Source organism: Nocardioides convexus (assembly GCF_011090295.1).
In genome coordinates this window covers 4213307-4234299 of the sequence record NZ_JAAMYA010000001.1, presented here as the reverse complement: position 1 = coordinate 4234299, position 20993 = coordinate 4213307, and the positions used below count along the sequence as shown (strand labels likewise).

Annotated in this window: 22 protein-coding genes and 5 pseudogenes; 8 read left to right on the top strand and 19 right to left on the bottom strand. The window is 72.0% G+C overall.

Annotated features, from left to right (window positions below; genetic code table 11):
* Nucleotides 1-84 precede the first annotated feature (84 nt).
* Nucleotides 85-414 carry a hypothetical protein gene (locus tag G5V59_RS31410; protein ID WP_278259071.1) on the top strand — a complete coding sequence of 110 codons (330 nt, stop codon included), beginning with the start codon at nt 85-87 and terminating at the stop codon, nt 412-414.
* On the opposite strand, the gene G5V59_RS31405 is transcribed toward G5V59_RS31410, so the two are convergent.
* The 5 genes from G5V59_RS31405 to G5V59_RS31385 form a co-directional block, all read right to left on the bottom strand.
* Complete coding sequence (locus G5V59_RS31405) at nt 393-1340, bottom strand: DUF5719 family protein (protein ID WP_278259070.1); 948 nt, start codon at nt 1338-1340, stop codon at nt 393-395. The two genes, G5V59_RS31410 and G5V59_RS31405, sit on opposite strands and share 22 nt — an antisense overlap.
* Nucleotides 1337-1828, bottom strand: coding sequence for a hypothetical protein (locus G5V59_RS31400; RefSeq protein ID WP_278259069.1), 492 nt, complete (start codon nt 1826-1828; stop codon nt 1337-1339). The genes G5V59_RS31405 and G5V59_RS31400 overlap by 4 nt, the downstream gene beginning before the upstream one ends.
* Complete coding sequence (locus G5V59_RS31395) at nt 1825-3297, bottom strand: hypothetical protein (RefSeq protein WP_278259068.1); 1473 nt, start codon at nt 3295-3297, stop codon at nt 1825-1827. Before G5V59_RS31395 ends, G5V59_RS31400 begins: the two co-directional genes overlap by 4 nt.
* A complete protein-coding gene (locus G5V59_RS31390) occupies nt 3264-4718 on the bottom strand; it encodes a glycosyltransferase (protein ID WP_278259067.1) in 1455 nt (484 codons plus the stop codon). The genes G5V59_RS31395 and G5V59_RS31390 overlap by 34 nt, the downstream gene beginning before the upstream one ends.
* A gap of 94 nt (nt 4719-4812) precedes the next feature.
* Nucleotides 4813-5013, bottom strand: coding sequence for a WhiB family transcriptional regulator (locus G5V59_RS31385; RefSeq protein WP_278260175.1), 201 nt, complete (start codon nt 5011-5013; stop codon nt 4813-4815).
* A 185-nt stretch (nt 5014-5198) separates the two neighbouring features.
* On the opposite strand from G5V59_RS31385, the gene G5V59_RS31380 reads away from it, so the two are divergent.
* The 5 genes and pseudogenes from G5V59_RS31380 to G5V59_RS38115 all read left to right on the top strand — a co-directional run.
* Nucleotides 5199-5675 carry a 2-phospho-L-lactate transferase CofD family protein gene (locus G5V59_RS31380; RefSeq protein WP_278260174.1) on the top strand — a complete coding sequence of 159 codons (477 nt, stop codon included), beginning with the start codon at nt 5199-5201 and terminating at the stop codon, nt 5673-5675.
* Nucleotides 5576-6244, top strand: coding sequence for a 2-phospho-L-lactate transferase CofD family protein (locus G5V59_RS31375; protein ID WP_278260173.1), 669 nt, complete (start codon nt 5576-5578; stop codon nt 6242-6244). The genes G5V59_RS31380 and G5V59_RS31375 overlap by 100 nt, the downstream gene beginning before the upstream one ends.
* Nucleotides 6244-6906, top strand: coding sequence for a coenzyme F420-0:L-glutamate ligase (cofE, locus tag G5V59_RS31370; protein WP_278259066.1), 663 nt, complete (start codon nt 6244-6246; stop codon nt 6904-6906). The genes G5V59_RS31375 and cofE overlap by 1 nt, the downstream gene beginning before the upstream one ends.
* Nucleotides 6840-7508, top strand: coding sequence for a hypothetical protein (locus G5V59_RS31365; protein ID WP_278259065.1), 669 nt, complete (start codon nt 6840-6842; stop codon nt 7506-7508). The genes cofE and G5V59_RS31365 overlap by 67 nt, the downstream gene beginning before the upstream one ends.
* Nucleotides 7396-7686 (top strand): annotated as a pseudogene (locus G5V59_RS38115) (DUF3105 domain-containing protein); the annotation flags it as partial. The gene G5V59_RS31365 and the pseudogene G5V59_RS38115, both read left to right, overlap by 113 nt.
* A 498-nt stretch (nt 7687-8184) precedes the next feature.
* Here the strand turns inward: G5V59_RS38115 and G5V59_RS31355 are convergent.
* The 3 genes and pseudogenes from G5V59_RS31355 to G5V59_RS31345 form a co-directional block, all read right to left on the bottom strand.
* Nucleotides 8185-8292: a hypothetical protein gene (locus tag G5V59_RS31355; RefSeq protein WP_278260172.1), complete on the bottom strand. Its 108-nt coding sequence runs from the start codon at nt 8290-8292 to the stop codon at nt 8185-8187.
* 343 nt (nt 8293-8635) lie between these two features.
* A pseudogene (locus G5V59_RS31350) lies at nt 8636-8986 on the bottom strand (sugar phosphate nucleotidyltransferase); the annotation flags it as partial.
* On the bottom strand, nt 8932-9267 hold the full coding sequence (locus tag G5V59_RS31345) for a sugar phosphate nucleotidyltransferase (RefSeq protein ID WP_278259064.1): 336 nt from the start codon (nt 9265-9267) through the stop codon (nt 8932-8934). The gene G5V59_RS31345 and the pseudogene G5V59_RS31350, both read right to left, overlap by 55 nt.
* A gap of 144 nt (nt 9268-9411) precedes the next feature.
* On the opposite strand from G5V59_RS31345, the gene G5V59_RS31340 reads away from it, so the two are divergent.
* Entirely contained in the window at nt 9412-10023 is a 612-nt protein-coding gene (locus G5V59_RS31340; RefSeq protein WP_278259063.1) for a TIGR03089 family protein, read from the top strand.
* Here G5V59_RS31340 and G5V59_RS31335 read toward each other — a convergent pair.
* From G5V59_RS31335 to G5V59_RS31290, 10 genes and pseudogenes are all read right to left on the bottom strand, one after another.
* Nucleotides 9984-11318 (bottom strand): N-acetylmuramoyl-L-alanine amidase, encoded by a 1335-nt coding sequence (locus G5V59_RS31335; protein ID WP_278259062.1) that lies wholly within the window; start codon nt 11316-11318, stop codon nt 9984-9986. The genes G5V59_RS31340 and G5V59_RS31335 overlap by 40 nt on opposite strands.
* A complete protein-coding gene (locus tag G5V59_RS31330) occupies nt 11288-12154 on the bottom strand; it encodes a hypothetical protein (RefSeq protein ID WP_278259061.1) in 867 nt (288 codons plus the stop codon). The genes G5V59_RS31335 and G5V59_RS31330 overlap by 31 nt, the downstream gene beginning before the upstream one ends.
* A 993-nt stretch (nt 12155-13147) precedes the next feature.
* Nucleotides 13148-13921 carry an ABC transporter ATP-binding protein gene (locus G5V59_RS31325; RefSeq protein ID WP_278260171.1) on the bottom strand — a complete coding sequence of 258 codons (774 nt, stop codon included), beginning with the start codon at nt 13919-13921 and terminating at the stop codon, nt 13148-13150.
* Nucleotides 13921-14832: an ABC transporter permease gene (locus tag G5V59_RS31320; protein ID WP_278259060.1), complete on the bottom strand. Its 912-nt coding sequence runs from the start codon at nt 14830-14832 to the stop codon at nt 13921-13923. The genes G5V59_RS31325 and G5V59_RS31320 overlap by 1 nt, the downstream gene beginning before the upstream one ends.
* A 72-nt stretch (nt 14833-14904) precedes the next feature.
* On the bottom strand, nt 14905-15228 hold the full coding sequence (locus G5V59_RS31315; protein ID WP_278259059.1) for a hypothetical protein: 324 nt from the start codon (nt 15226-15228) through the stop codon (nt 14905-14907).
* An 88-nt stretch (nt 15229-15316) separates the two neighbouring features.
* A pseudogene (locus G5V59_RS31310) lies at nt 15317-15727 on the bottom strand (glycosyltransferase); the annotation flags it as partial.
* A 616-nt stretch (nt 15728-16343) separates the two neighbouring features.
* A pseudogene (locus tag G5V59_RS31305) lies at nt 16344-16571 on the bottom strand (glycosyltransferase family 2 protein); the annotation flags it as partial.
* A complete protein-coding gene (locus tag G5V59_RS31300; RefSeq protein WP_278259058.1) occupies nt 16493-17026 on the bottom strand; it encodes a hypothetical protein in 534 nt (177 codons plus the stop codon). The pseudogene G5V59_RS31305 and the gene G5V59_RS31300, both read right to left, overlap by 79 nt.
* A complete protein-coding gene (locus G5V59_RS31295; RefSeq protein ID WP_278259057.1) occupies nt 17023-17496 on the bottom strand; it encodes a UDP-galactopyranose mutase in 474 nt (157 codons plus the stop codon). Before G5V59_RS31295 ends, G5V59_RS31300 begins: the two co-directional genes overlap by 4 nt.
* Nucleotides 17497-17705: 209 nt before the next feature.
* A pseudogene (locus G5V59_RS31290) lies at nt 17706-18044 on the bottom strand (NAD(P)-binding protein); the annotation flags it as partial.
* Between the two features lie 90 nt (nt 18045-18134).
* On the opposite strand from G5V59_RS31290, the gene G5V59_RS31285 reads away from it, so the two are divergent.
* A complete protein-coding gene (locus tag G5V59_RS31285) occupies nt 18135-19031 on the top strand; it encodes a hypothetical protein (RefSeq protein ID WP_278259056.1) in 897 nt (298 codons plus the stop codon).
* On the opposite strand, the gene G5V59_RS31280 is transcribed toward G5V59_RS31285, so the two are convergent.
* Nucleotides 18980-20992 carry a glycosyltransferase gene (locus G5V59_RS31280; RefSeq protein ID WP_278259055.1) on the bottom strand — a complete coding sequence of 671 codons (2013 nt, stop codon included), beginning with the start codon at nt 20990-20992 and terminating at the stop codon, nt 18980-18982. The two genes, G5V59_RS31285 and G5V59_RS31280, sit on opposite strands and share 52 nt — an antisense overlap.
* Between the last annotated feature and the right edge of the window lies 1 nt (nt 20993).

The window sequence follows — 20993 nt, the reverse complement described above, 5'->3', positions numbered from 1 at the left end:
GCGGCATGCGCGGGCCGGCGGTGCTCCCGCTGAGCCTGGCCGTCGCTGGACCACCGCCCGCCGCGGCCGCGCGCGCGGCGCGAGGTGTTCGACCGGATCCTGCTCGACGTCGTCACCGAGGTCGACGAGCGGTGGTCGAGCCACCTGGGCCTGGTGGAGTACGCCGTCGAGGACATCCCGCAGGCTGCCCGACGACTGGGACGCGGCGCGGGTGCCGCTGTCCTCCTTGGTCCGGGGCTCGGGCGGCACCCCGACCCGGCTGGTGGTCTTCCGCCGTCCCCTCGAGCACCGCGCCCAGGACCGCGCCGAGCCTGGAGGCGATCATCCTCACCGTCGTGGTGGAGCAGGTCGCCGAGTCTGCTCGGCATCGAGCCCTCCGAGGTCGATCCCCGCTACCCGACCGACGACGACTGAGACGTCGGCGAGAGCGCGCGGCTAGTCGGGCCGGACGGCCGGGATCTCCGCCTGCAGGCTCCGCCGGGCGCAGCCGCAGCGTCGCCAGCCCGCCCTTCCCGCCGGAGGCCGGGACCGACACGACGCCCCGGATCGAGGTGTTGCGGGGCTCGACGGTGACCTCGACCGCCGCGGCGGGAAGGCTTGACGCTCACCGCGCGGTCCGGGCCGATCTCGACCTGCAGGTCGCCGAGCGCCTTCCCCGCGGCGTCGTACGCCGTCACGTGGATGACGCCCGTGCGCTCGGCCCCGCCGAGGACCATCGTCTTCTCCCCCACCGGTACGACGACCGCCCCGGGCCGGCGCAGCGGCGGCACGGGCGCGAGCAGCACCAGGTCGTCGTCGACGAGCGCCTGCACCGAGGAGGCGACCGGCGCGCTGGACTCCAGCGCGATCCCGACCACGCCCTGGGCGGCAGCGCCCCTGAGCAGGCGGGACAGGTCGACGGCGCGGTAGGACTGCGGCGCGACCCTGATGTCGGGGGCGCCGGTCGGGGTGAAGACGGCGTCCTTGGTGACGAAGCGGACGCTCACCCGGGCCTCGTCCTCGCCGGGGTTGGCGAGGTGCAGCGTGGGCTGCGCCGGCTTGGCGGGCAGCCCGAGCAGCAGGCTCGCGGTCGCGGGCTCGGCGTCGGCGGGCAGGAAGTCGGTGGTGACCCGGCCGCGGCCCAGCGGGTCCCAGGTGTTGCGCGCGGTGGCCGTGATCCGGCCGCGCACGACCGTCAGGTGGGCGGCGGTGACCTGGGCGTTGGGGGCGGTCCGGGCGAGGTCGATGCGGCGCACGCCGTTGGGCGGCACCTCGATGCCGCGCAGGGCCGGCGCGTCGACCGGCCCGGTCGCACCCTGGAGGACCAGGTCCACGACCGCGTCGCCGTCGTCGGGGTTCACCAGGCTCGACGGTGGTGGCGTAGCGGGCCGAGGCGCCGACGCCGACGAACCACTCGTCGTACCCGGGCGCGCGGCACTCGGGCAGCGCGAGCCGCCCCTCGCGGCCGGCGGCGATGCCGGGCGCCGCGGCGCCCTTGCCGGAGACGACGGTCGCCGCCTCGCTGCCCGGTACGACGACGCTGCGCCCCGGCGCGACGGTGACCGTCTGCTCGCCGGCGGTGAGACTCGCCGCCCGCGACGCCGGGGACCCGGGCGAGCCGGACCGCACCGTCGGCGCCGCTGAGCCCGGCGGGGCACACGACGGTGGAGGAGGTGAGCGCGGAGGTGGTCGGCGGCTGCGGCCCGGCGAGCGGGTTCTCCTCGCCGCCGATCGTGGCGATGCTGATCGCGACGACGGCCGGGGCGGCGATGGCGAGCGCGACGAGCAGGTCGATCCGGCGCTGCGGGGTGATCGAGGCGCGCCGGCCGCCCTTCGGGGTGTCAGTCATTCCGGCTCCTTCGCAGGGGCGGCAGGGCGAGCACGACGAGCACCGGGATGGCCAGGCCCTGGACGACCAGGGAGCAGCAGCCGCACCCACGAGGAGTGCTCGGGGAGCGGTCCGGGCTGCGGGTCGACCTGCCAGGCCCGGGTGCCGCGGCTGGAGTCGGCCTGGTCCAGGCCGCTGGTCGCGTCGAGGCTGGCGGACACGGTGCCGTCGGCGGGCTCGGCCTGCACGACGTAGAGGATGCCGCGCCGCGACAAACCGGCGACGGCGTCCGGGTCGGGGGCGGTGACGAGGCTGCGGATGGTGGCGGTGACGTCGGCGTCCTCCGGCGTGAGGCCGGCGATCTCGTCCTCGCCGAGGGTGACCCCGTCACCGCGGTGCACCTCGTAGCGCAGTCCGTCGGCGACGCTGCCGCGCAGCACCAGGATGCCGTCCTGGTCGCCGCGCTCGGCGCGCTGCGCCATGTAGACGGGGACATCGGAGGGCGGGTCGCCGCTCAGGTCCTCCCCGCCCCAGCCGGCGAACCACACCAGGCCGACCACGGGGGCGACGAGGCCGGCGATCCCGGCGACGGCGAGCCCGGCCTGGACCCGACGCCGCTGGTCGCCGAGGTGGTGCAGGGCGAGCCCGCCGAGGACGGTCGCGGTGAGCCAGGCGCCCTGGAGCACGAGCAGCACGGCGCCCAGGCCCGGCTGCTGGCCGTGGCCACCGGCGACACCGATCGACGTCATCGCGAGCGGTACGCCGACCACGGCCGTCACGGCGGCCACGATCCAGCACACGACGACCGGGATCCGGGTCGCCCGCGGCACGAGCGAGAGCAGGGCGAGGGCCGGCAGCACGAAGCCGACGGCGGTTGGGGCACCGAGGTCGCCGAAGCGCCCGGCGAGCAGGTCCCAGCCGGAGCTCGCGGCGGTCGGCCAGCGGCCCACGTCGAGCAGCAGCCCGCGACCTGCGCCCTGGACGAGCGCCGGCAGCCACCACGGCACGAGCACCAGGAGCGGCACCACGAGCGCGGCCACCGGCGGGCCCCACACCGAGCGCTCGCGCACCTCGCCGGGCACCAGCCGGACCGCGAAGCCCAGCAGCACCGCGATCAGCACGGCCAGCAGCAGCCAGGCCGGCGGCGCGACGGCGGTCAGCAGCGCGAGCAGCAGCCCGGTGCGCCACCCGGCGCGCCAGCGGTGCGCGGCGTCGGGGTCGGCGAAGCCCAGGGCGGCGTGCGCCATCCACGGCAGCACGGCCGAGGCGACCACGATCCCCCAGCGGCCGCCACCCCACGCGCCCGAGGCGAGCGGGACGAGCGCCCACGTGACCGAGCCCCACAGCAGGAGCCAGCGCGGGGCGCCGTACGGCGTGACGAGGCGGCCGACCACGCGCAGGAAGCGCCACGCGCCCCACAGCGCGACCGGTGCGGACAGCGCCATCAGCAGGCTGATCAGGGTGCCCGGGCCGAACGGCAGGCCGAGCACCGCGAGGGCCGAGGACGTACGGCGGCGCGGGCACCTCGGAGCCGAAGCCGATCGGGTGCCAGGACTCGGTGTGCAGGCGCCACCAGTCGCCGGCCGAGCCGGGCGCGGGCGAGAGCGCGCCGCCGCTGAACCCGCCGTAGACGTCGCGCACGCCGATGAGCAGGGCGATCACCACGAGGGCCGTGACGACGGCGTAGGGGTTGGTGAGGAAGCGGACCACCCAGCCGGTGTCGGCGTAGTCGTCGTCCTCGTCGCGGTGGCGGGCAGCGGGCGGCGCGGTGCCGGCGTCCCGCTCGGCGGCGGCCGCACGGCGCCGCTCGGCGACGTCGGCGGCCTGGTTGGTCGCGGCGGCGACCAGGTCGCCGAGCAGGTCCAGGCCGTGCCGGTAGGGCAGCCACCACGGGGCCAGCAGGCGTCGTACCCGTGCCCGGTCGGGTCCCTGGCTGCCCCGCAGCGCGGCGACCGCGTCCTTGCGGGTCCGGCGTGCGGCGCGCACCCGGCCGGGGTGACGCAGCACCGCGACCAGCGCGGCAGCCTCGTCGAGCGCCTCGCCGACCGCACGCACGCAGAGCAGGCCGACCATCCGCAGCGCGGTGCCGAGCACCAGCCGCACGACGCGGAACGGCAGCGCCGCGCCGCGGGCGTTGGCGAGCAGGGTGAACAGCGCCGCCTGGCGCTCCTGGAAGTGGGTGTGACGACCGGTCAGCGGGGTGCGTCGTACGCCGCGGTGGGCCGCCTCGGCGTGGAAGACCACCGCCTGCGGGACGATCAGGGTGGTCCGGCCGGCGGCCGCGGCCCGCCAGCCCAGGTCCACGTCGTTGCCGAAGATGGGGAGCTCGGGGTCGAGACCGCCCAGGCTCCTCCAGCACGGTACGGCGCACGAGCATCCCCGCGGTGTTGACCGCGAGCACCTCGCGCACCTCGTCGTGCTGGCCCTGGTCGTACTCCCCGCGCTCCAGGCCGGTCTCGCGCCGGCCGGTGCCACTGATCGTGACGCCCAGGCTCGAGAAGACGCCGCAGCGAGGGCCACTCGCGCAGGCTTGGGGCCGAGGATGTCGGCCTCCGGGCGCTGAGCGGCCGCGGCGAGCAGGCTCCTGCAGCGCGGTCGGCGCGGGGTTCGCGTCGTCGTGGAGGATCCAGATCCAGTCCGGGGTGCGCCCGGCCTCGGCGAGGGCGCCCAGGCCGTCGGCGACGGCGTCGGGGAAGCCGGTGCTGCCCGGGACCCGGCGCACGGCGAGCGGCACGTGGCTCTCGAGGGCGTCGCGGATCGACTCCGGACTGCCGTCCTTGCTGCCGGTGTCGACGGCCACCACCGCGTCGAGCGCGGCGGTCTGGGCCTTGATGCCGTCGAGGACGGCCGGCAGCCACGAGGCGCCGTCGTGGCTCACGAGGAGGACGGCGACCCGAACTTCTTGCGACACGAGGTCAGACCCTACGTGGGACGGTCCGAAGGGGGCGAACCGTCAGACGTGGGCCTGACCCCGGTGCCGGGGGTACCTCAGACGGCCCGCTTCTTCAGGCTTTGCGGCGCTCACGCTCCGACAGTCCGCCCCAGATACCGAACCTCTCGTCATTGCCCAACGCAGCCTCGAGGCACTCCAGACGCACCTCGCACGTCAGGCAGACCTTCTTGGCCTCTCGCGTCGATCCCCCCTTCTCCGGGAAGAACGCCTCGGGGTCGGTCTGCGCGCACAGTGCGCGCTCCTGCCACCCCAGGCTCGTCGGTCTCTGCCTCGACCAGGAAGAGTTCTCTCACGATTCCGCCCCTTACAGACTCGACCCCGTGCCCGAACGACACACTTGGAATTACATATGTGTCATACCCCAGGAGTCAAGGCCAGGTCTGCTATACGCGGCCCCGCAGGACGATCGTCCCTGCGTACAGGGCACAGTTGGCTCTCGTGGAATCGAGCACGACGACACCGGATCCGAGCATCCGGGAGATCACGGTCCTGTCCGGCGGCATGGGTGGGGCCAAGTTCCTGCAGGGCCTCCTGCACGGCATCACCGCCGGTTCACTGCCCGGTGTCGCGTCCGACGCGCGGGTGACGGTGATCGCCAACACGTGCGACGACTGGTACGTCCACGGCCTCAAGGTCTGCCCCGACCTCGACACCGTGATGTACACCCTCGGCGACGGCATCGACCTGGAGCGCGGGTGGGGCCGCCGCGAGGAGACCTGGAGCGCCAAGGAGGAGCCTGGCCAGGTACGGCGTGGAGCCGACCTGGTTCGGCCTCGGCGACCGCGACATCGCCACCCACCTGGTGCGCACCCAGGCTGCTCGACGCGGGCTACCCGCTCTCCCAGGTCACCCAGGCGCTGTGCGACCGCTGGCTGCGGCCGGCGTACGGCGACACGCTCACCCTGCTGCCCATGACCGACGACCGCGCGGAGACCCACGTCGCGATCGCCGACGCCGCGGAGCCCAGCGGCCGGCGGGTCGTGCACTTCCAGGAGTACTGGGTCCGGCTGCGCGCCGAGGTGCCCGCCGAGACGGTGGTCTTCGTCGGTCTCGACCAGGCGACGCCCGCGCCGGGCGTGCTGGAGGCGATCTCCGGGGCGGACCTGGTCGTGCTGCCACCGTCGAACCCTGTGGTGTCGGTGGGCACCATCCTCGGCGTGCCCGGGCTGCGCGACGCGGTGCGCGCCACCGACGCCCGCGTCGTCGGCCTCTCCCCCATCGTCGGCTCCTCCCACGTGCGCGGGATGGCCGCGCAGATGCTGACCTCGATCGGGGTGGAGGTGAGCGCGGCCGGCGTCGGGCTCAACTACGGCGCCCGGGCGCAGGGCGGCGTCCTCGACGGCTGGCTGGTCGACACCCGCGACGCCGATCAGGTCTCCCGGCTGCAGGCGGCCGGGATCGCCACCGCCGCCGTCCCGCTCATGATGACCGACCACGACGCGACCGCGGCGATGGCGGCGGCCGCCGTCGACCTGGTCCGCTGATGCCCGGCACGCTCACGGTCCTCGCGCCCGACGGCGTCCCCGAGATCACCGCCGGCACCGACCTGGCCGCCGTGCTGCTGCCGCTGCTCGACCTGACCGACGGCGATGTCCTCGTCGTCACCAGCAAGGTCGTGAGCAAGGCCGAGGGGCGGGTCGTCGCCGGCGAGCGCGACGACTGGATCGAGGCCGAGACGGTCCGCCTGGTCGCCCTGCGTGGGCTCACCCGGATCGTGCGCAACCGGCTCGGGCTGACCATGGCGGCGGCCGGGATCGACGCCTCGAACGTCGCCACCGGGTCCGTCGTGCTGCTGCCGGAGGACCCGGACGCCTCGGCCCGTGCCCTGCGCTGCGCCATCGCCGAGCGCACCGGCGCCAACGTCGCCGTCGTCGTCACCGACACCGCCGGCCGGGCCTGGCGCGAGGGCCAGACCGACATCGCGATCGGGGCCGCCGGGCTGCGGGTGCTGGAGTCCTTCGCGGGCCGCGTCGACGCGCACGGCAACGAGCTCGCCGTCACCGCCCCCGCCGTCGCCGACGAGATCGCCGGTGCCGTCGAGCTTCGCCCAGGGCAAGGCTCGGCGCCCGCCCCTGCGCCGTGGTCCGCGGCCGCGCCGACCTCGTCCTGCCCGCCGGCGAGGACGGGCCCGGCGCCGTCGCGCTGATCCGCGCCGAGGGCGCCGACCTGTTCGGGTACGGCGCCCGCGAGGCCGTCGTCCGCGCCGTCGGCGGTGCACCGGAGGACCGTGCGCCCTTCGGCTCCCCCGTCACCGCCGAGGAGAGCTCGCCGCCGCGCTGCGCCGCGCCGGGCTCGACGCGCACACGGAGGCGGTGGACGACGTACGGTGTGGCTCCGAACGGCGCGCCGCGATCGACATCGTCGCCTTCGCCCACGGCTGGTCCGTGGCCGAAGACGGTGCCGACCTGCGACTTCGCCCACTCAGTACGTAGACTTCCCGCGTTCCGCGCACCCACCAAGACGAGGTACCCGACCCGTGGCCAAGTCCAGCAAGTCCGAGAAGTCGGACCGCCGTCAAGTCATCGACGAGATCCGGCGCAAGCAGAAGAGCGCCGAGAAGCGTCAGGGCAGGGCCATCGTCGGGGTGTGCGTGCTCGTCGCCCTGCTCATCGTGGGCGCCGCGGCGTACAGCCCGGTGAAGACCGCGATCGAGAAGGCGCGCTACTCCGGCAAGGACCTCGCCGACATCGGCGCGCCCGCCAGCGCGTGCGGCAAGATCACGGAGAAGGAGGCCACCGGCAGCGGTGAGCACGTCCCCTCCACCCAGCAGGTGAAGTACGACGACGCGCCGCCGGCCTTCGGCAAGCACTGGAATGAGGCGGGCCTGGCGCCTGCGCCGATCACGGACCGCTACTACACCGCGAGCAGCCGCCCCGAGCTCGAGTCGCTCGTGCACAACCTGGAGCACGGCTACACCATCCTCTGGTACGACGAGACCGCCGCCAAGGACTCCAGCGAGATCGCCGCGATCAAGGCGATGGCCGCCACCCTTGACGCCAACGACACCAACCAGCGGCTCAAGTTCAAGGCCGCCCCGTGGACGAAGGCCGACTCCAAGGAGACCGGCAAGAGCCTTCCCCAAGGGTCAGCACATCGCGTTCACGCACTGGCGCAACGACGCCGCCGCCAGCAAGTCCTACGGCATCTGGCAGTACTGCTCCGAGGCCAGCGGCAAGGCGCTCAAGGACTTCATGCTGAAGTACCCCTTCACCGACGCCCCCGAGCCCTTCGTCTACTGAGTTTGGACTGCGCGAGCGCGTCGTCGCTCCGCTCCGCCGCGCTGCCGCGCGCGGTTGGCTTCCGTAGGTCCTGCCTCCACCTGGCGGCAAGCCGGCCGGCGCTCGGAACCGCGCCTCCCTGCGCCTCCGGTCGCTCGTGCCTCGCTTCCTCCGGCTCCGGGCCGGCGCCGTTCCGAGTTCGCCGGCTACGTGAGGTCGTGGCGACCCTGGTCCTTCAGGGCCGCGACGACGGCCTTGACCTCCTGCGCGCGGGCGCGGGTGGTGACCAGGAGGGCGTCCGGGGTGTCGACCACGACGACGTCGTCGAGGCCGATGACCGCGACCACCCGCCCGGAGCCTGGCACGACGATGCCGCTCGCGCCGCGGACCTGGGCCAGGGTCTCGTCCCCCAGCACGGTGAGCGCCTCCTGCTCGCCGAGCAGGCTCGCGAGGGAGTCGAAGTCGCCGATGTCGTCCCAGCCGAAGGCGCCCGGAACGGTGGCGACCTTGCCGGCGGCGGCCGCGGGCTCGGCGATGGCGTGGTCGATGGCGATCCGCGGCAGCCTCTCCCACAGGCTCCTCGAGACGCTCCGGCGCGGCAGCGATCGCGCGCAGGTTCGCGGCGAACTCCGGGTCCTGCTCGGCGAGCAGGTCGAGCAGGACGGTGGGGCGGACCACGAACATGCCGGCGTTCCAGCGGTAGCTGCCGGTCGCGAGGTACTCCTCGGCGACCGGCACCGACGGCTTCTCCACGAACTCCACCACCCGGCGCACCTCCGGGTGGGCGTCGAGCGGCTCGCCCTGGTGGATGTAGCCGAAGGCGGAGGAGGCGAACGCCGGCTCGATCCCGATCGTCACCAGCCAGCCGTCGCGCGCGGCGGCCACCGCGTCGGCGACCGCGGCACCGAAGCGCTCGGTCTCGGCGATCACGTGGTCGGCGGCGAAGGAGCCCATCACCTCGGCACCGCGCTGCTCGAGCACCGCGGCGGCCGGGCCGATCGCGGCCATGGAGTCGCGCGCCGAGGGCTCGGCGAGGACGGCGTCCTCCGGCAGGCTCGTGCAGGCTGGCGTCGTACCGCCTCGCGGTGGGCGGTGCCCGTGACGACGAGGACCCGGTCGCCGACGTACGGCGCCAGGCGGTCGCAGGTCTGCTGCAGCAGCGTCCGGCCGGAGCCGGTCAGGTCGTGGAGGAACTTCGGGGAGCCGGAGCGGGACAGCGGCCAGAGCCGGGTGCCGGCTCCACCGGCGGGGACCACGGCCCAGAAGCCGGGGATCTCGTCAGCGACCATGGGGCGCACCCTATCTTTGGGACGTGACCACCGGGGTGCAGACCACATTTCCCGACGTCCTCGCCCAGCGGCTGCGCCAGGACCCCGGCCAGCCGCTGGTGACCTTCTACGACCACGCCACCGGAGAGCGGGTCGAGTCTGTCGGTGACGACCTGGGCCAACTGGGTGGCCAAGGCCGGCTCCCTGCTCGTCGACGAGCTCGGCACGGAGCGCGGCGACCGGGTCGGGATCGACCTGCCGCCACACTGGCTGGGCACCGTCTTCCTGGGTGCGGCGTGGAGCGCGGGCCTCGTCGTCGTACCGTCGCCGCAGCCGGGTGCCGACCTGCACGCCGTCGTCTGCGGCCCGGACACGGTCGCGGACTGGGCCGCGCAGGCCGCCGACACCGCGGTGCTGGCCTGCGCGCTGCTGCCACTGGGCGTGCGCTTCGCCGAGCCGCTGCCCGCCGGGGTGCACGACGTCGGCGTGGAGATCTGGTCGCAGCCCGACGCGTTCGTCGCCTACGACCCGCCGGCCGGGGACGACCTCGCCCTCGACCCCGGGCCCTCCCAGGCCACGCTGTGGAGAGAGGCAGCCGCCGGCACGCTGGTCGGCGGCGGCCGCCTCCTCTCGGTCGCGAACCCCGTCACGGAGCCCGCCACCTTCTGCGAGCCGCTCACCCAGGGCGGCTCGCTCGTCCTGGTCGCCCGGGCCGAGCAGGGCCCGCTCGAGGCGGCCTACGCCGCCGAGCGTGCCACTGCCCGCTTCCCCGCCTGAGCGACCAGGACGAGCCTGGACCGGACTAGCCGGCCAGGTCGTAACCGGCCTGGCGGCCGATCAGCCTGTCCCTCCTGGAGCCCGGCCGACGTACCGCGCATCCAGTAGACGTTGTCCGTCGTCGCGTTGCGGCCCAGGAAGTCGGTGTGCCCGTCGCTGTCGACGCTGGACACCCCGAGCAGCCAGTCGAAGCCGGCGACGCTCTGCGGGACCGCCTTGCTCGACGTCCAGCCGCCCGGGCCGTTGCCGTAGTAGACGGTCAGGCTTTGCCTCCGCGGCGGATCATGCTGTCCGGCGCGCCGTCGCCGCCGTCCCAGCGGCCGACGCCGATGTGGGTGCCGGTGGCCACCGCGGAGTACGCCGGGTAGGCTGGTCTTGAAGCCCGCCAGGGACCACCCCGGGTAGATCCGCATGGTGCCGCCCGGCGGCTGGCCCATCATGTCCGGCCACCCGTCACCGGTGACGTCGCCGACCGGCGCCAGCAGGGCGAGCTTTGCCCGCACTGGCCACCAGGTTCCGCGGCGCGGCGAGCCTTGCCGCCACCGAGACCGCGGTAGAGCACCAGCATGTTGTCGCTCGAACGGATGCCGAGGACGTCGACCTTGCCGTCGCGGTCCCAGTCGCCCGCCTTCCAGATCTTCTTCAGGCCCTTGAAGGCTCTGGCCGGTGTCGATCGGGTTGGAGAAGACGTACCTGGTGCCGCTCTGCCGGATCGGGAGCACGATGCCGCGACCGTCGGAGGTGCGTCGCGCGACGATGTCGGGTTGGACGACGCCGACGAAGTTCGACTCCAGGTTGCGCCCGACCCAGGCTGGCCTGCAGCGCCGCGGCTCGCTTGCGGATGTTCGGTATCTGGGCGTAGAGGTACTTGCCCGGACAGGCGGTCTGCCCCGCGTCGCGGTGGCCGTTGATGGCCTGGAAGTTGCGGCTGCCCACGCGCTGCACGGTGCTCGCGGCATTGATGCCGTGGAGCGAGAGCCTTCCACGCGAAGAGCCTGGGCGTAGGCCGTGATCATCGCGCTGCTCGGGGCCGCGACGTCGTAGTTGCCGATGGCCGACATGGCGAAGGAGTACTGGTTGTAGCCCTGGGTGTGCGCGCCGACGACGGGGCGGTCCACGCCGCCGTACCGGCCCTCCCAGATGCGGCCGAACTTGTCGACCAGGAAGTTGTAGCCGATGTCGCTCCAGCCCCGGGTCTTGACGTGGTAGTTGTAGATGCCCCGGATGATGCCGGGCACCTGCGCCGCGGTGTAGTTGTTGGCGTTCACCGTGTGGTGGACGAAGCCGGCGTGCACCTCGTAGTAGGCTCAGCGAGGGCTTGTCCCGGATCCGCTCGTCGGCGCCCCACTGGGCGCGGGAGTAGATCTTCGGCCGCGGCGTGTAGACGCCGGCCTGCAGCGAGAGGTCGCCACCGTCGGTCCCGGGCTGCTCGCTCGGGTCGGTCGCCGGCGTGGCGGGTGTGCTCGGGTCGGCGGCGGGCGTGCTGAGGTCCGTGCTCGGCGGCGTGCTCGCGCCGGTGGCCGAGGGCAGCCGGGCGGTGTCGATCGCCGGCGCCTCCTTGGCCGTGCTGGCCGCGTTGCCCGGGTCGATGACCGCGAGCACTCATGTCGGCCGGTGCGGCGTCCTCGCTGGTCACCTTGACCTGGACCGCGTCGACCTCGCCGACCAGCAGCGCGTCGGTGCCGGGACGGGCCTTCTTGCCCTCCTCGGTGCGCGGGTCGGGGCCGTGCTCGTCGTGGTACTCCGCGTCGGTCCAGCCCGACCAGGTGTCGCCGGTCTTGGTGCGCACCTTGACGTCGATGGCGTCGTCGGCGACCTTCGTGCCCGGCGCCCAGGTGACGCCCACGGTGCCGTACCCCTCGACCGGGACGACGTCGCTGTTGACGACCTCCTCGCCGCTGCCCGCCGTCCACTGCCGGGCAACGCGCAGGGACTTCTCGGCCCTCACCGAGGTCTCCTTGCCGTGCGGCGTCGTGAGCGGGTACTGGTTCACCTCGCCGTCGACGGGCTTGGTCGGCACCTCGATCGGCGCCGCCTGCAGCGCGACCCGGCCGGGGATCACGTTCGCCGGCTCGACAGGGCGCACGTCCATGGTGACCGTGCGCGCGGCCGGGGTCAGCACCGCGACCACGACAGCCAGCGCCAACAGTCTGCTGGCTGAGCGTGATGAACCTCAGCCGATGACCCTTCTCAGGGCGCTCCGGGGTGTACGTCGACATGCTCTGCTCCAGACGTGTGTGCGGGGAAGTTGTCACACGAGTAGCAACTTTCACATGCGTCACACGGCCCTGGGAAGGGATCGTGAGTAACTACAAGGCTGTAATTTCCACTCGACACGCCGAGCACGCACAGATTTCTCGATCGACCGCGAGCGCACCCACCTGAGGCAGGAAATCACCGGCAGCGCGGCTGAGCGCAACCAACGACAGCCGGCAGCGCGCAGCGCTGCCGGCCCGGAGCCGGAGGAAGCGAGGAACGAGCGCCCGCAGGCGCAGGGAGGCACCGCTGCGCGCGCCGGCAGTCTTGCCGCCACACGGACGGAAGCCCTACGAAAGCCAACCGCGAGGCCGGCAGCACGGCTGAGCGCAACCAACGACAGCCGGCAGCGCGCAGCGCTGCCGGCCCGGAGCCGGAGGAAGCGAGGAACGAGCGCCCGCAGGCGCAGGGAGGCACCGCTGCGCGCGCCGGCAGTCTTGCCGCCACACGGACGGAAGCCCTACGAAAGCCAACCGCGAGGCCGGCAGCGCGGCTGAGCGCAACCAACGACAGCCGGCAGCGCGCAGCGCTGCCGGCCCGGAGCCGGAGGAAGCGAGGAACGAGCGCCCGCAGGCGCAGGGAGGCACCGCTGCGCGCGCCGGCAGTCTTGCCGCCACACGGACGGAAGCCCTACGAAAGCCAACCGCGAGGCCGGCAGCACGGCTGAGCGCAACCAACGACAGCCGGCAGCGCGCAGCGCTGCCGGCCCGGAGCCGGAGGAAGCGAGGAACGAGCGCCCGCAGGCGCAGGGAGGCACCGCTGCGCGCGCCGGCAGTCTTGCCGCCACACGGACGGAAGCCCTACGAAAGCCAACCGCGAGCGCGGCAGCGCGGCTGAGCGCAGCGAAGACGCGCTCGCGCCATCCAACTCAGATGTCGTTGCCCATCTCGTCGTCGCTGAGCTCTTGGTCGTCGTCCGGCTTGTCGTACTCGAGGTAGTGGATCGCGGCCTTCGTCTCGCCGTCGAACCCGAGCTTGCCCTTCTCCAGCACGATGGTGCGGCTGCACATCCGCTCGACGGAGGCCGGCGAGTGGCTGACGTAGACGAGGGTGCGTCCGGAGTCGCGGATCTCGAGCATCCGCTTCATGCACTTGCTGCGGAAGGGCTTGTCACCGACGGCGAGCACCTCGTCGGCGAGGAAGATGTCGGACTCGACATGGATCGCGACGGCGAAGCCGAGGCGGGCACGCTGGCCGGAGGAGAAGTGGCCGACGGGGGCCTCGATGGTCCGGCCGAGGTCGGCGAAGTCGACGATGGAGTCGTACTTGCGCTTGAGCTCCTTCTCCCCCATGCCGAGGATGGCGGCGTTGAGGACGAGGTTCTCGGTGCCGCTGAGCTGGGGGTGGAAGCCCGCGCCCGTGGCGATCAGCCCGGCGATCCGGCCCCGGGTGAGCACCTGCCCCTTGTCGGGGCGCATCACGCCGTTGATGAGCTTGAGCAGGGTCGACTTGCCGGAGCCGTTGAGGCCCATCAGGCCGATCGACTCCCCCGCCTCGACCTTGAAGGAGACGTCCTCGAGGGCGTTGAACTTGTCGCTGGTCTTCACCCCGCGCGCCTTGGCGACCGTGACCTCCTTGAAGGTCCGGTGGTAGCGGAGGGTGAACTCCTTGGTGATGTTGTCGACGACGATGGAGGTGGACATCAGAGGCGCTCCGGGATCTTGTTCTCGAGGCGGCTGAACACCCACTGGGAGAAGGCCAGCAGGACCAGGCTGCCCAGGAGGGCGAGGACACCGTGCATGAGCAGGTGGTCGGGCATGACCACCCGGCCGTGGCGGTCGAGCTTGTCGAGGTCGGCCTGGGTGAGGGTGGGGTACCAGAAGGCCCGCTGGAAGATGACCACGGCGTCGGCGAGCGGGTTGAGCAGGTAGTAGTCGGCGAACCGGCCGAAGCGCTCGTGCACGAGGGCGTAGGGATACATCATCGGCACGCCGAAGCGGACGAAGTTCGTCAGCACGTTGACGATGTTGCCGAAGTCGCTGAAGAAGACGTTGGCCGCGCTGAACAGCAGCGCGCCGGAGAGCCCGATCGCGGCGATGATCGCGATCGCGAGCAGCAGGCAGACCACGCTGGTGAGGTCGGGCGAGAAGCCGGTGATCAGGCAGGCGACGAGGAGCACGATGACCTGCGGCACCACGTGGTAGAGCGAGACCAGCATGGTCGCCACCGGGAACATCTCCCGGGGCATCGCCATCTTCTGCACCAGCGCCTTGTTGCGCATGATCGAGCGCGTGCCGGCGTTGAAGGTCTCGTTGAAGAAGTGGACCAGGATCAGCCCGGCGAAGAGGTGGATCGGGAAGTTCGGTGTGTCCTTGTGGGCGCCGAAGAGGAAGCCCATCACGAACCAGTAGATGAAGAACTGGCTCAGCGGGTTGATGTAGGACCAGATCAGCCCGAGGAAGGAGCCCTGGTAGCGGGCACTGATCTCCCGCTGCACCAGCAGGCGCAGCAGGTAGCGCTGCTTGAAGACGGCGATCAGGCCGCTGGGCGGCGACGGCGGGCTGAGCGGCTGCTCCTCCCGCGGCGTCGACGGGTTGGCCAGGGTGTCGGTCACTCGGCACTTCCTTCGGTCCACGGTGCGAAGGTCTTGTCCCAAGCCTCCGGTGAGGTGATCTCCCCGAGGGCATCACGGTACTGCCGGGCCAGCCTGCGGCCACTGCTGGGCGAAGCGGGCGTGCAGGTCGAGGGTGCGCTTGAGCAGCGACCGGTAGAGCTCGGGGTCGCGTCGGTAGAGCGCGGCCGACGTGCCGTCGTTCATCGAGACGATGGCGGAGTCGAAGCCGGCGAGGCGGTACCACTTGGCGTCGATCGCCGGGATGACCGCCTCGGGGTTGGTCCGCGACAGCGCGCGCGGCGCCTTGAGCTGGCGCAGCGGCGCCAGGCCGGCGCTGATGATCTGCGAGCGGCGGCTCGGGACCTGGGTGAGGTCCTTCTTGAGCGGCTTCTCCATCCGCGGGGGCGGCAGGGTGTCGACGTCGGCGACGAGTCTGGGCGTCGCTGAACTCCTTGCGCGTGGCGTTGATCTCCCCGAGCCGGGTGGCGAGCATCTCGTGCAGTGCCTGCGGGCCGCGCAGCACGTCCTCCATCGCCTGCAGCCGCAGACTCGGCGGTGGAGTACTGCATGGCCACCAGGTGCGCGAGACTGGTTGTTGAAGAGGCTCGCGCATCACCCGGCCACCGCGCGGGAAGGTCGAGTGCAGCAGGGCCGCGACCATCCGGTTGCGCAGGTGGAAGTAGGACTGCCAGTCGAGGGCGTCGTTCTTGTCGGTCCACGGCACGTGCCACACCGCCGCACCGGGCAGGGTGACGGTCGGGAAGCCGTGCTCGCGCGCACGCAGGCCGTACTCCGCGTCGTCCCACTTGATGAACAGCGGCAGCGACAGGCCGATCCGCTCGATGACCTCGCGCGGGATGAGGCAGGAGAACCAGCCGTTGAAGTCGACGTCCACCCGCTTGTGCAGCCAGCGCGCGGAGCGGATGTTGCGGGTCGCGAAGTCCCACTGCTGGTAGCCGTCCTCGGGCGTCTTCCACCAGAAGCGCCAGGGGTGCACGATCTCGCCGAAGTTTGTGCAGCCGCGAGCGGGAGTAGAGGCTGAACATGTGCGCGCCGACGATCGTGGGACGCCGGGCGAGGTCGCCGAACACGACCTGGCGGATGATGCCCTCGGGCTCGCAGACGACGTCGTCGTCCATCATCAGGGCGTACGTCGCCGTGCCCTTGCGCAGCGACTCGAGTCTGTCCGCGGGCGTAGCCGCCCGAGCCGCCCAGGTTGCCCTGCTCGATGATCCGCAGACTTCTCCCCCAGCCCGGCCTGCGCGGCGGGGAACGCCTCGGCGTCCGCGACCTTCTGGGTGCCCTGCTCCATCACGAAGACGGTGTCGAGGTAGGGAGCGAGGTCCTCGGACCCGAACTGCACGAGCAAACTCGGAGCAGAACTCCGGGCGGTTCATCGTGGTGATCGCGACGTCGACCGTGCCGTGCTCGGCCCGGTCGGCGGGGACCTCGGCGGTCCACTCGGCCGAGACCACGACCGGCTCCTCGCCGGCCTGGACGTCGTACCAGTACCAGCCGCCGTCGATGAAGGGCCGCAGGGTGAGGTCGAAGACGAAGGTCTGCGTGCCGTCCTCGGTCGAGTGCGCGGACTCGACCCGCTGGCTGTTGCCGTTGGCGAGCGACTTGTTGACGATCACGGTCGCGCCGGCGCCCTCGATCGTCACCGCGAGACGGACCTCGTCGACGATGGTCCAGCGGCGCCAGTAACTGGCCGGGAAGGCATTGAAGTACGACGCCAGGCTGATCCCCTGGCCCGCGTCGACCCGCAGCCGGGTCCGGTCGAGCAGCCTGCTCGGCACGCAGCCTTCTCCCCGCCCGTCGTGCCCTGACGGATCTTGGTGTTGTTGATCTCCTGGGCAGCGCGGGACCCGCCGACGACGTACTTGTCCTCGTCGAGGTCGGGCTCGCTCAGGTCGGCGTAGAGCGCGAAGACCTCGGGGTCGCGGTCGATCGGCAGGATCTGGCGCTGCAGCAGCCGGCGCACCGTGGCGTTGGTCGAGCCTGTCGAGACCGTCATGCGTCCACCCCACCGCTCTTGAGCTCCACACCGTCGGCGAAGTGCGGCTTGAGCCTTGTTGTCGTACATCGACAGCGCCGATGCGATCGCCATGTGCATGTCGAGGTACTTGTAGGTGCCGAGGCGGCCGCCGAAGAGCACCATCGGCTCGCGCTCGGCGAGGTCGCGGTACTTCAACAGGCTTCTCCCGGTCCTCGGCCGTGTTGACCGGGTAGTACGGCTCGTCGGTCTCCTCGGCGAAGCGGCTGTACTCCCGGACGATGACGGTCTTGCCCTCGGGGTAGTTTGCGCTCGGGGTGGAAGTGCTTGAACTCGTGGATCCGGGTGAAGTCGACGTCGGGGTCCGGGTAGTTCATCACCGAGCAGCCCTGGAAGTCGTCGACGTCGAGCACCTCGGGCACCAGGTCGACGGTGCGCCAGGACAGGCGTCCCTCGCTGTTGTGGAAGTACTCGTCGACCGGGCCGGTGTAGACGATCGGGACCTTGCCCTTGAACTGCTCCGCGACCCCGTCGGCGAGGAAGTCGGTGTCCAGGACCACCTCGATGTTCGGGTGGTCGGCCATCTTGGCCAGCCAGGCGGCGTACCCGTCGGTGGGCAGGCCCTCGTACTTGTCGTTGAAGTAGCGGTTGTCGTAGGTGTAGCGCACCGGGAGGCGGCTGATGATGTCGGCCGACAGGCTCCTCGGGCGCGGTCTGCCACTGCTTGGCGGTGTAGTGCGCGATGAAGGCCTCGTAGAGCGGGCGGCCGATGAGCGAGACGCCCTTCTCGACGAAGTTCTCCGGCTCCTTGTCGCCCAGGCTCGGCGGCCTGCTCCTTGATCAGGGCCCGGGCCTCGGCGGGCGAGTACGCCGCGTCGAAGAACTGGTTGATCGTGCCGAGGTTGATCGGCAGCGGGTAGACCTGCTCGTCGTGGGTGGAGTAGACGCGGTGCTGGTAGCCGGTGAAGGAGGTGAACCGGTTGACGTACTCCCAGACCCGCTCGTTGCTCGTGTGGAACAGGTGCGCGCCGTACTTGTGGACCTCGATGCCGGTCTCCGGCTCGGGCTCGCTGTAGGCGTTGCCCCCCAGGTGGGAGCGCCGCTCGATGACGAGCACCCGCAGGCCCAGGTCGACGGCGCAGCGCTCGGCGACGGTGAGGCCGAAGAAGCCCGAGCCGACGACGACGAGATCGGGTTTCGACGAGGTGAGGGTCACGGAGGGTGAGTTTACGGATCAGTAGCCGCGCAGACACATCTGGCACGCGCCGTCGCTTCGGCGAACGTGACGAATATCCTGTTCTGGTGAATGACCACCAGGACGGACGCCGAGGAGCGCCGTCGTTCGCCCTGGCCTGGGTCGCCGGCCTCGGGCTCGCGGCGCTCACGGTCCTCTTCTCCCAGGCTCGAGGACATCCCGATCAAGGACCCGGACAGCCTGATCCCCGGCTACATCCGTTTCCCCGCGATCGTGCTCGGCGCGATCGCCATCGACGTCGTCCCCCGGATCCTGTACGCCGCCGGGCGCCCCGCCAGCGGCTGGGGCTCCCGGCTGCGCACGTCCGCCCGCACGGTGATGCGCGAGCGCTGGCCCGCCTCGCACTGGAAGTTCGCGCTCAACGGCGTCGCGGCCTGGTACCTCTGCTACGCCGCCTTCCGCAACGTCAAGAGCATGGCGCCCTTCGTCCACGAGAAGATCTACGACGCCCAGGCTCGCCGACATCGACCGGTTCCTCTTCGCCGGCCACGACCCGGCGTCCACCCTGCACGCGTGGTTCGGCACCGGCCTCGCGGCGCACTTCTTCTCCTCCGTCTACATCGTGTGGATCGCGCTGGTGCCGGTCTCCATCGCGATCGCGCTGGTGTGGACCCGGCACACCCGCGCCGGCGAGTGGTACGTCACCGCGGTGGCCCTCGACTGGGCGCTCGGCGCCGTGCTCTACGTCGTGCTGCCGACCGTCGGCCCGATCTACTCCGACCGCGGCACCTTCGCGGACCTGCCCGAGACCTACGTCAGCCGGCTCGCCGCCTCGATGTGGGACGACCGGGTCAGCACGATGGCCAGCCACGGCGAGTCCGGCCTGCAGACGATCGCGGCCTTCGCCTCGCTCCACGTCGGCATCATGATGACGATCTGCCTGGTCGTGCAGGCGATCAAGGCTGGCCCGGTGGATCCGGTTCGCCGCGTGGACCTTCTTCGTGCTGACCGTGCTCGCCACCGTCTACCTGGGCTGGCACTTCTTCGTCGACGTCCTCGCCGGCGCCGCGCTGGGTGCCTTCGCGGTCTACCTCGCCGGGGTCGCGACGGGCAACCGGATCGGCTGGCGGGTCCAGGCTGGTCCCGGACCCGGTCAGCGTGCCGGCAGGGCTCGCATCCCCCGGGCATCCCGAAGCGCTCGCCACACGTTCCGCGCCTCTGCCCGACCACCCCGCAGCGGACTGAGCAGGACGACCGCCAACGCGACCAGCCACGGCTTGAGCCGGACCGCGGCGTTCTCGCCGTACCGGAAGTGGACGACGAAGAGGTTGCGGTACATGTAGTAGCCCTTCCACCCGGCCAGGTCGTGCTGCTGGTCGAAGGAGAAGCTGCCGCACGAGCACCGCGTCGCGTACGGCGTGGATGGCGAAGCCCGCCCGGCGGGCGCGGATCGCGTAGTCCACGTCGTCGTAGAAGATGAAGTACGACGGGTCCGGCAGCCCGATCGCGTCCACGACCTCGCGGCGGACCAGGAAGCCCTCGAAGGCAACGTTCTCGACCGCCACCGTCGCCGGCATCTCCGCCCGGGAGGAGTACGCCGAGTCGATGCTCGCCGTCTTCGGCCTGATCGCCAGCGGGTTGCGCAGGTCGAAGCGCAGCGCGGCCTTCTCCACCAGCGCGCCGGTGAGGTCCTCGCGGACCGCGATCAGGCAGGAGCCCTCGGCGCCCAGCAGCCGGGTGAGGCAGTCGGGCGCGGGGACGACGTCGTCGTCCATCAGCCACATGACGTCGTAGCCCTGCTCGTAGGCGGTCTTGAGGCCGAGGTGGAAGCCGCCGGCGCCGCCGAGGTTGTCGCTCGCGTGGATCGCCACGAGGCCGGGCAGGGTGCTGCCCTCGAGCACGTCCCGGGTGTGGTCGGTGCTCGCGTTGTTCACCACCAGCACCGCGTCCGGCGCGCGGTCGAGCGCGGCCAGGCCGGCCAGCATCCGCTCCAGCAGGTCGGCCCGGTTGTAGGTGACCACGACGACGGCGACCTTCTCCGCCGTCCGCTCGGGCGCGCTCATCGCAGGTACCGCCGGTGGCCGGTGAAGTCGCCGCGCAGGCCGGCGACCGCGGCCCGCGCGCTGAGCGGGACCCGCGCCGGTTGCGGCTTGGTGAGCAGGTAGAACCACACGGTCTTGAGCCAGAACAGCAGCACGTGCACCCACCCGCGGTACTCCCGCAGGTTCAGGGTGTTGTTGCGGGCCATGCAGTAGTGCTTGAGGTCGCTCGCCGTGTGGTTGTACGTCGTGCGGCCGAACATCATCGGCGTGCCGAGGTCGTCGGTGGCCGGGTGCAGGAAGTGGGCGTCGACGACCGTGGCGATCCGGGCGCCGGCCCGCTCCGCGCGCCAGAGGTACTCCACGTCGTCGCCCCAGATGAAGAACTCCTCGCGCACCAGGCCGATCCGCTCGACCAGGTCGCGGGTGACCAGCACCCCGTTGAAGGGGATGACCACCCCGTCGATGAGCCCATCCTTCGCGGCGGCCTCGACCGCGGCCATCTCGTGCACGACCGTCGTGCCGCCGGGCAGGCGGATCGGGAAGCACAGCCGTGAGGGGTCCTGCTCGGCGAGCACCGCCGGGCCGCAGAACTCCAGGCCGTCGCGCTCGACGCGCGCCAGCAGCAGACTCCAGGCAGTCGGGATCCGGCAGGCCGTCGTCGTCCATCAGCCACACGAGGTCCGCGCCCTCCTCGACCGCCCAGCCCAGCCCGTCGTGGAAGCCGCCCGCGCCGCCGGTGTTGGCCGGCAGCGTCCGGTGCCGCACCAGCGGGTCGTCGAGGCCGGCCAGCCACTCCCCCGTGCCGTCGGTCGAGGCGTTGTCGACGACCAGGACCCGCTCCAGGCCGGGGGTCTCGCGCAACCGCGGGACGAGGCGCTGCAGCATCGCCAGCCGGTTGAAGGTGACCACGACCGCCTGCACACGCACG

Coding starts and splice junctions, on each gene's coding strand:
- G5V59_RS31400 (WP_278259069.1), bottom strand. CDS start 1,828: ATGACTGACACCCCGAAGGGCGGCCGGCGCGCCTCGATCACCCCGCAG.
- cofE (WP_278259066.1), top strand. CDS start 6,244: ATGCCCGGCACGCTCACGGTCCTCGCGCCCGACGGCGTCCCCGAGATC.
- G5V59_RS31345 (WP_278259064.1), bottom strand. CDS start 9,267: ATGGTCGCTGACGAGATCCCCGGCTTCTGGGCCGTGGTCCCCGCCGGT.
- G5V59_RS31325 (WP_278260171.1), bottom strand. CDS start 13,921: ATGTCCACCTCCATCGTCGTCGACAACATCACCAAGGAGTTCACCCTC.
- G5V59_RS31315 (WP_278259059.1), bottom strand. CDS start 15,228: ATGGAGAAGCCGCTCAAGAAGGACCTCACCCAGGTCCCGAGCCGCCGC.
- G5V59_RS31285 (WP_278259056.1), top strand. CDS start 18,135: ATGACCACCAGGACGGACGCCGAGGAGCGCCGTCGTTCGCCCTGGCCT.